The sequence below is a fragment of the Flavobacterium sp. LMO6 genome (genome assembly GCF_009495795.1).
Taxonomy (GTDB): domain Bacteria; phylum Bacteroidota; class Bacteroidia; order Flavobacteriales; family Flavobacteriaceae; genus Flavobacterium.
The window spans coordinates 1-206 of the sequence record NZ_WIBH01000132.1; the positions used below are offsets into that span (position 1 = coordinate 1).

Genomic DNA, 206 nt, shown 5'->3' on the forward strand with positions numbered 1-206 from the left:
GTTTAGTGTGAACTGCGCTGCGCAAAGACTTAATTTTCTTCTGCTGCTACGCTTTCTTTCGCGCGTATCACTTGTAGCTGCACCAGGCGGCGGCTATTGGCTTTACTGACCTTAAAGGTCAGCCCTTGCAGTTCGATGCTTTCACCCTTGGCCGGCATATGACCGAAGGCATGCAGCACTATACCGCCTATGGTATCGGCATCTTC

The 206-nt window shown here is 51.5% G+C and carries 1 protein-coding gene; it reads right to left on the reverse strand.

Translation table 11 applies throughout. The annotated features are described in order from the left end of the window. Positions 1 to 29 precede the first annotated feature (29 nt). Positions 30 to 206 (reverse strand): transporter associated domain-containing protein (locus GFJ99_RS14030; protein ID WP_370514070.1); only part of this gene is annotated, 177 nt, incomplete at its 5' end.